The sequence below is a fragment of the Jhaorihella thermophila genome (genome assembly GCF_900108275.1).
In the GTDB taxonomy this organism is placed as follows: domain Bacteria; phylum Pseudomonadota; class Alphaproteobacteria; order Rhodobacterales; family Rhodobacteraceae; genus Jhaorihella; species Jhaorihella thermophila.
The window spans coordinates 1-6,501 of record NZ_FNVD01000044.1; the positions used below are offsets into that span (position 1 = coordinate 1).

Below are 6,501 nucleotides of genomic sequence, written 5' to 3' on the forward strand. Positions count from 1 at the left end.
CCGCAAGCGCCCCCATTCCGCCCTTGGCGGCAAACCCCCAGCCGTGGTCTACTGGCTGAGAAAAGACGAAACCCAACCCGGTCAGCAGGAGCAAAGAGTAGCTTAAATCAAGCCGGAAACTGTCCAGACATTGGGGAGTAGCTCAGTTTTGTCGTTGGGAACGATAGCATCAAGAATGCAACCTCCGTTCTGGATTACATCTTCCGGGAGTTGGCCATCAGCTATATGGATCGCACCGATCTTGCTCATGTGCCACCTCGTGAGGCATTGGATGATGAGGATGCAGACAAGATTATCGAAAAGCTGACATCCTTTGGACTCGTGCGCTCGAAGTTTCCCAAGAAGCAGGCTTCAGCCAGTCTCGACAAGACCAGCCTTCTTCCCGAGGATAATGAGGAGGTGAAGGCAGGCGCTCTTATTGGTCTTCAACATGGCAATGCTGGTGGAGACTCTGTTGACTCCACTCTGACCATTGATAGAAAAACAGAAGCCAAAATGAAGGGGTATGAGGGGGATCCTTGCCCGGAGTGCAACAACTTCACTTTGGTTCGTAATGGAACCTGCTTGAAGTGCAACACTTGCGGATCTACAACTGGGTGCAGTTAAGCTGAGTAATTAAACCCCTTGATAAGCGAAATATAATTACCCGCCTAAATGGCGGGTAATTATATTTGGACACCAATTGATGCTTTAATGCTGCAATTGAAATATGACACGAATTACTTCTTCGCCTTGATATTGCCTTTGTTTTATGCAGTGCTATGGTTGTATTGCTAAAACTACAAGGAGTCACGCTGTGCTTTCCAAATCCAAGGTTGCCAGGATGATGCTTGTTGTTACCACCTTCCTAGTATCCGCTTGTTCTTCTCCGACAGCTCAGGAAAAAATGAGGCGGTTGCGTGAGGACGGATATGTCCAGATTTCCCTTTCGGACATTTCTCAGATGGTATCATACAAGCGCCCTGGTGGCAGCGTGCAGGCGGCAAAGAAGGGGCAATCTACTTCGGCACCGACTCGGACGTCTCGACCCAGTGTGAAGGTGGCTGCTGTTTCGCCCCCACCAGTCGCGGATCTCAAGAGAGATACGTCTCCTCCCCCTGCTGTTCAAAGATCAAAAGTTTCGCAAGACGACGAGCAGGAACAGGTTGTGATCAACTTGCTTGATTGAAACGGGGGTGAAAATGAAAACGGTGAAAGGAATGAAAACGGGGAATATCAAGTTTCTCTTTGTGGTTACGCTTCTCTACTTGATCGTAGAGCTTTCCTTTAACGCGAAATTGCTGGATGTCGTGGGGACGACCACCAACAAGGACGATATTGACCAGATCGAGTTCTGGGGTCGAATTATCAGTGGGTGCGCAATCACGATAGCTTTGTGGGGTATCTATCTTCGCAAAGATCTGTCATTCAAATTTCAGAAATTTCGTCTCGTTAAACTGGCGACAATTGGATTTATGGCTGCCTACGCCATCCAGTACGGAATCTTGAGTGCTATTGAAAATGTATCGGATGCTGAAACCAGGCGCAAAGCGAAAATTCTTTCATTCGTGACGAGCGGGGTTCAAAACGGAGATGTAGACCTTGCTGGGCTGAATGGCAACCTGGACAAGACATCGCCGGATTACAAAACTTTCATGGCGGTGTTTCCAGTAATGGCTCTTTATGTCAGCGATCTGGATAAGAAGATCGCCCCTCATCTTGAGACGGTCGTTTACCGTATTATGAAGCGCCAGCTTGGTGATCCGGGTGTTTACTATGACAGCGCATATGTGAAGGCAGATGCCTACGCTCGTAAACTGTTCGAACAGCACAATGCCATTCTTGCTGAATATGAACATAAAATGCGAGAGGTTGTTCCCAAGAACACGCAAATTCTTTGGGATTCAATTCAGACTGCTCTGGATAAAAAGTATCCTAGCGGGTACATTCCTCCATTTGCGAGATCCAATTTGTATGTATACCTGACAAACCAAGGAATTGATATTCCCATTACATGGCACCCCAAAAATCCATACTGGAAGCGTGTGTTTTTTGAGAAGGCTCGGGAGAAGTTTGAGAGAGATGTAAACAAGTGGGCAGAACGCGCTGTGTTTAATTTCTACTACCGTAGCGACTATAAGTTGCCTACTAAATTGAACTTGGCGGAATTCTCTCTCCTGCCCAAGGTGAGACACGAGTGGAATAGGGAACTGCCTATTTTTGAATATGATGAGAAAATAAAGCTCCCGGCTGGTTTGAGCAAAGAGCAATTCATATCTCAATTTTGGGAACCTGCTCTGAAAAAGCGGGCGAAATTTTCCTATAAAACTATGATGTTCGGTGCGAAGACTTACGAGCAAGACTATTCTCAATATGAGGATGGGGTTCAGGCGATACGTTATACATTCGTTCCCTTGGTGGCTTTCTGTTTTTCCTTGATAGGTGGGATATTTCATATCATGAAAGTGGCCTATCTGGGTAGTCGACTACTTCCGGGCCACCGTTTTGTTGGCCTGACTGTCTGTGTGATGTCTATATCCGTGATATTTGGATCCATATGGATAGAAGCAAACCAGGCAAGCCCTGTGATAGAAACTCCCTTGTATCAAAAACTTGATAAAGGAGTCGCCAACAAGAGCTCTGTTGCGCTGTCCATGCTGATACGAGGTGTCATACATGCTCAAATGGGCTTCTATCCTGTATCCTCAAGTATCAAGGATACCCTCCTGTTTGGGTATGACTTCGGGATCAATGGTGTGTAGGTCGTGTATCGGTTTTGTTGCACAAATGATGTGAGGGATTCACTGGGCGAATCCAGTATGATAGTCGGAAGGCATGAGCAGTTGGGCCCCGACGGAATACAAGACCACAAACTGGCCGGCCTATAACGAGGCCTTGAAGCGGCGCGGATCGCTGACGGTTTGGTTCGATCCCGAGATGACCTGGAGGCCGCCTCCGACCGGGAAGCGCGGCCGGCAACCGCGCTATAGCGATGCCGCGATCCAGACCTGCCTGACGATGAAGGTGCTGTTTGGCATGCCTCTGAGGCAGACGACCGGTTTCGTGCAGAGCCTTCTGCGACTGGCCGGGCTGGACTGGTCGGTGCCGGACTTCAGCACCCTCAGCCGCCGTCAAGGAACGCTGACCGTGAGCTTGCCCTATCGCGGTGGAATCGGTCCGCTGAACCTTCTGATCGACAGCACGGGTATCAAGGCCGAGGGCGAAGACGAGTGGAACGCGCGCAAGCATGGCGGTCCCAAACGCCGCATCTGGCGCAAGATACATATCGGGATCGACGAGGAAACGCTGGAGGTTCGGGCCATGGAGGTCACCACCAGCAATATCGGTGATGCGCCGATGCTGCCCGAATTGCTCGACCAGATCCCGCCCGACCAGGACATCGGATCGGTGACCGCAGAGGGGGCCTATGACACGCGCAAATGCCATGACGCGATTGCCGCGCGTAACGCGCACGCCGTCATACCACCGCGAAAGAACGCCAAACCGTGGAAGCCCACGGCCCCGGGGGCCATCGCCCGCAACGAAGCGGTCAATGCCTCGCGATACCTGGGCCGCGCCATCTGGCGACGATGGAGTGGATACCGCCGCCGGAGCCGTGTCGAGACCAAGATGAATTGCATCAAGCTTCTCGGCCAATCCCTGATGGCAAGAGACTTTGATCGGCAGGTCGCGGAAATCCAGGTCCGCATCGCCGTCCTGAACCGCTACACCGCTCTTGGCATTCCTGTCACAGAGGCCGTAGGATAAATCCGTCCGGGGAAAGGGGAAGTGCGGTCTCGCCCCGATTTGTGTAACAAAGCCCTTATTGTAAGCAATACTATAATTTGACCCCCTTTTTAGGAAGATCATGCGCCAGGCATTATATCCTGACATCTATAAGGTTATCATTCCAATTCTTTTCAAGAGGGTGCTTTCATTTTTTGCCAGTTTATCACACTATCTCGATAGTTTTCTCAAGCTTGGCTTTTTTATTTGTTGCTGAAATCATTCGTGTATATTGTTGCTCATCAAGATCACACCCCGGTGTGATTGATAATGTAAGCTAATGTAAGCAAGGGAATTGGAGATATGAGTAAGTGAATTTTATTCATGTCTCGGGCAGCTTTAATTCAACAATAATATCAATCACATTTAATTCGTTTGATCCCGCTCCTTGGTAATGGGCGTTTGGATCTGAAAATGGTTGTCCTCTACCCCTCTATGACATATACATGTGTCATAATGGGGTAGAAGAGGTCTGCGCATGAAGACGGCTGATGCTATGAAGGCGATCCAGGGTCAAGTAAAAAAAGGAAAAGATGTGTTTCACATCGAGGATCTGCGCATTCTTCTTCCGGAAAAGAATGAGCGCAACTTCCGCGCAACGACCGGAAGACTGATGAAGCTTGGTTTTTTGCAGCGTGTCAGCCCAAAGGTTTTCTTTTGTCCAATGGCTGAAACGGCTTCAGATGGTTATCTGCTAGAGCGCATTGCTTGTGTGCTGCGACGCGGAGAATTTTGTTACCTTTCACTTGAGTCTGTCTTGTCTGCGCACAGTATTATTTCGCAGCAGTTGCTCGACACTATTACGGTAATGACAACAGGTAAGAGTGGTCGTTATATTGTTGATGGTGTGGGCGTTGTGGATTTCACTCAAACGCACAAGAATCTGGCCAATTTCATCCACAACATCGATTTCTCTTGTGGTTTTCTTCCGCGCGCCAATATTAAACAGGCATATGCTGATTTGAAAAGAGTGAAACGAAATCTTCACCTGGTTATCCAGGAGGATTTGGAGGAATTGATGCATGAGCAGGGCTAAGGTTAAATTCCAGGACTTGGTTCATTCCACCATCAAAAATGACGGTGAGCTTGTTGGTCTGTTGCCTGTCGTAGAGAAAGAGATTCTCCATTACGACATTCTGAACGCCATGCATCAACGTGGTTATTTCAAACATCTTGTTTTCCAGGGTGAAACATGTCTTCGTCTGATTTATGGGAGTAACCGATTTAGCGAAGACTTGGATTTTGTTGGTGGTGTCGATTTTGACCAGTCGGTTGTAGACGGTCTTGCTGACACGATATCCTCCTACTTGACAGCTCGGTATGGGCTGTCTGTACGCGTGAAAGCGCCCAAGAAAAAGGAAAGTGAGGGTGGCGTCAATGTGAGCGCGTGGCAGATTTCAATTGAAACGGCACCGGAGCGTCGAGATCTTCCTCGCCAGAGGATCAAGCTGGAGATCGCCAATGTGTCTGCACAGACGAAGACCGTAAGGCAACTCCTCAAGAATTATGAACATCTTCCGCCATCCATGACGGGACTTTTGGTTCCGGTTGAAACACCTGTGGAGATCTTGGCGGACAAGCTGGTGTCTCTGCCTGCTGTTACATCCCATATTCGACATCGTGACATCTGGGATATTGGCTTCCTTGTGCAAACATACAACAAGGAGGCGAAAACTATTAGTAGCGAGATGATTCAGAAAAAGATCGAAGAATACGGCATTCCAGATTTCGAAGAAAAACTGTCGAGTCGAATTGAATCGCTTTCTGAGGCTATTCAGAGCAATGCGTTCGATTCCGAGATTCGACGGTTCCTGCCCCAAAGTGTTCTGAACCGGACCCTGGATCAGGATGGATTCAAGTTGTTCCTGTCGGATACGGTGTCAGCCGCCTTGAATAACGTAAGAAACTTGCTCTACAGCAACCAGAATGAACAGCAGCCCATCTTCCGTATGTAGGTTGTCGAAGATTGGTTTTGGCTTAATGCTTCTTGATATCTGGAGAGACTGGCTCTTTCGCTTCGAAGATCATTTCCTGCATTTTTCGAAAGTCGTCATGCATTTTCACTTCTGGCATGGTCTTTCCAATACGTCTCGCTTCTTCCACAGTTGTGGCTGGGATTGGCGTCAGCTTCGTAGATACACCTTCCTCCCTGTCAAATATGTTTAGAATGAAGAACGGAATGTTTTCCTTCTTTGATACCACAGAGAGGATTCCAACCAGTTTGCTCATATCTCCTGTTGTAATAGCTACCTTGTAAGCAGAGGCAATTACAGTATGGAGAATTGCGTATTTATCATTGGGTTCGATTGTCTCTTGAGCGTAAGCGGTGCGCTGGTCACACTGGATTTGCGTAGTTCCAGGGCAGGAGTTCTTCGATCCGGGATTGCTTATGGCCATTGATGATGGCGGTGAGGGTGCCGGTCAGCCAGGCGTGGGGATTGACGGTGTTGAGTTTGCAGGTTTCGATCAGCGACGCCAGTATCGCCCAGTTCTGGGCGCCGGCATCGTGACCGGCGAAGAGGGCGTTTTTCCGGTTTAGAGCTATGGGGCGGATGGCGCGTTCGACGGTGTTTGAATCGATCTCGATGCGGCCGTCGTTCAGGAACAGGGTCAGCCCGTCCCAGTATTTGGCGATGTATTTGAGGGCCTCGCCGAGCGGGGATTTGGCAGAAACGCGGGCGCGGTGGGTGGTAAGCCAGGTCTCGAAGTCGCCGATGACCGGCTTTGACCTTTCTT

7 protein-coding genes are annotated in these 6,501 nt (G+C 49.1%); 5 read left to right on the top strand and 2 right to left on the bottom strand.

From position 1 onward, the window contains the following. Positions 1–210: 210 nt before the first annotated feature. The 5 genes from C4S70_RS18570 (at position 211) to C4S70_RS18035 (ending at position 5,720) form a co-directional block, all read left to right on the top strand. Positions 211–606, top strand: a complete 396-nt coding sequence (locus C4S70_RS18570) for a hypothetical protein (protein ID WP_146064266.1) — start codon at positions 211–213, stop codon at positions 604–606. Between the two features lie 575 nt (positions 607–1,181). Continuing rightward, positions 1,182–2,741 (top strand): hypothetical protein, encoded by a 1,560-nt coding sequence (locus C4S70_RS18020; RefSeq protein WP_146064267.1) that lies wholly within the window; start codon positions 1,182–1,184, stop codon positions 2,739–2,741. Positions 2,742–2,814: 73 nt separating this feature from the next. Further along, positions 2,815–3,747: an IS5 family transposase gene (locus C4S70_RS18025; RefSeq protein WP_104009472.1), complete on the top strand. Its 933-nt coding sequence runs from the start codon at positions 2,815–2,817 to the stop codon at positions 3,745–3,747. Positions 3,748–4,243: 496 nt separating this feature from the next. Continuing rightward, a complete protein-coding gene (abiEi, locus tag C4S70_RS18030; RefSeq protein WP_104009473.1) occupies positions 4,244–4,801 on the top strand; it encodes a type IV toxin-antitoxin system AbiEi family antitoxin in 558 nt (185 codons plus the stop codon). Beyond that, positions 4,788–5,720: a nucleotidyl transferase AbiEii/AbiGii toxin family protein gene (locus C4S70_RS18035; RefSeq protein ID WP_104009474.1), complete on the top strand. Its 933-nt coding sequence runs from the start codon at positions 4,788–4,790 to the stop codon at positions 5,718–5,720. The genes abiEi and C4S70_RS18035 overlap by 14 nt, the downstream gene beginning before the upstream one ends. A 22-nt stretch (positions 5,721–5,742) precedes the next feature. Here the strand turns inward: C4S70_RS18035 and C4S70_RS18040 are convergent, their stop codons facing one another. Beyond that, positions 5,743–5,994, bottom strand: a complete 252-nt coding sequence (locus tag C4S70_RS18040; protein WP_104009475.1) for a hypothetical protein — start codon at positions 5,992–5,994, stop codon at positions 5,743–5,745. Positions 5,995–6,100: 106 nt separating this feature from the next. After that, the coding region (locus C4S70_RS18045) for an IS66 family transposase (protein ID WP_146064268.1) at positions 6,101–6,501 on the bottom strand (401 nt) is incomplete at its 5' end.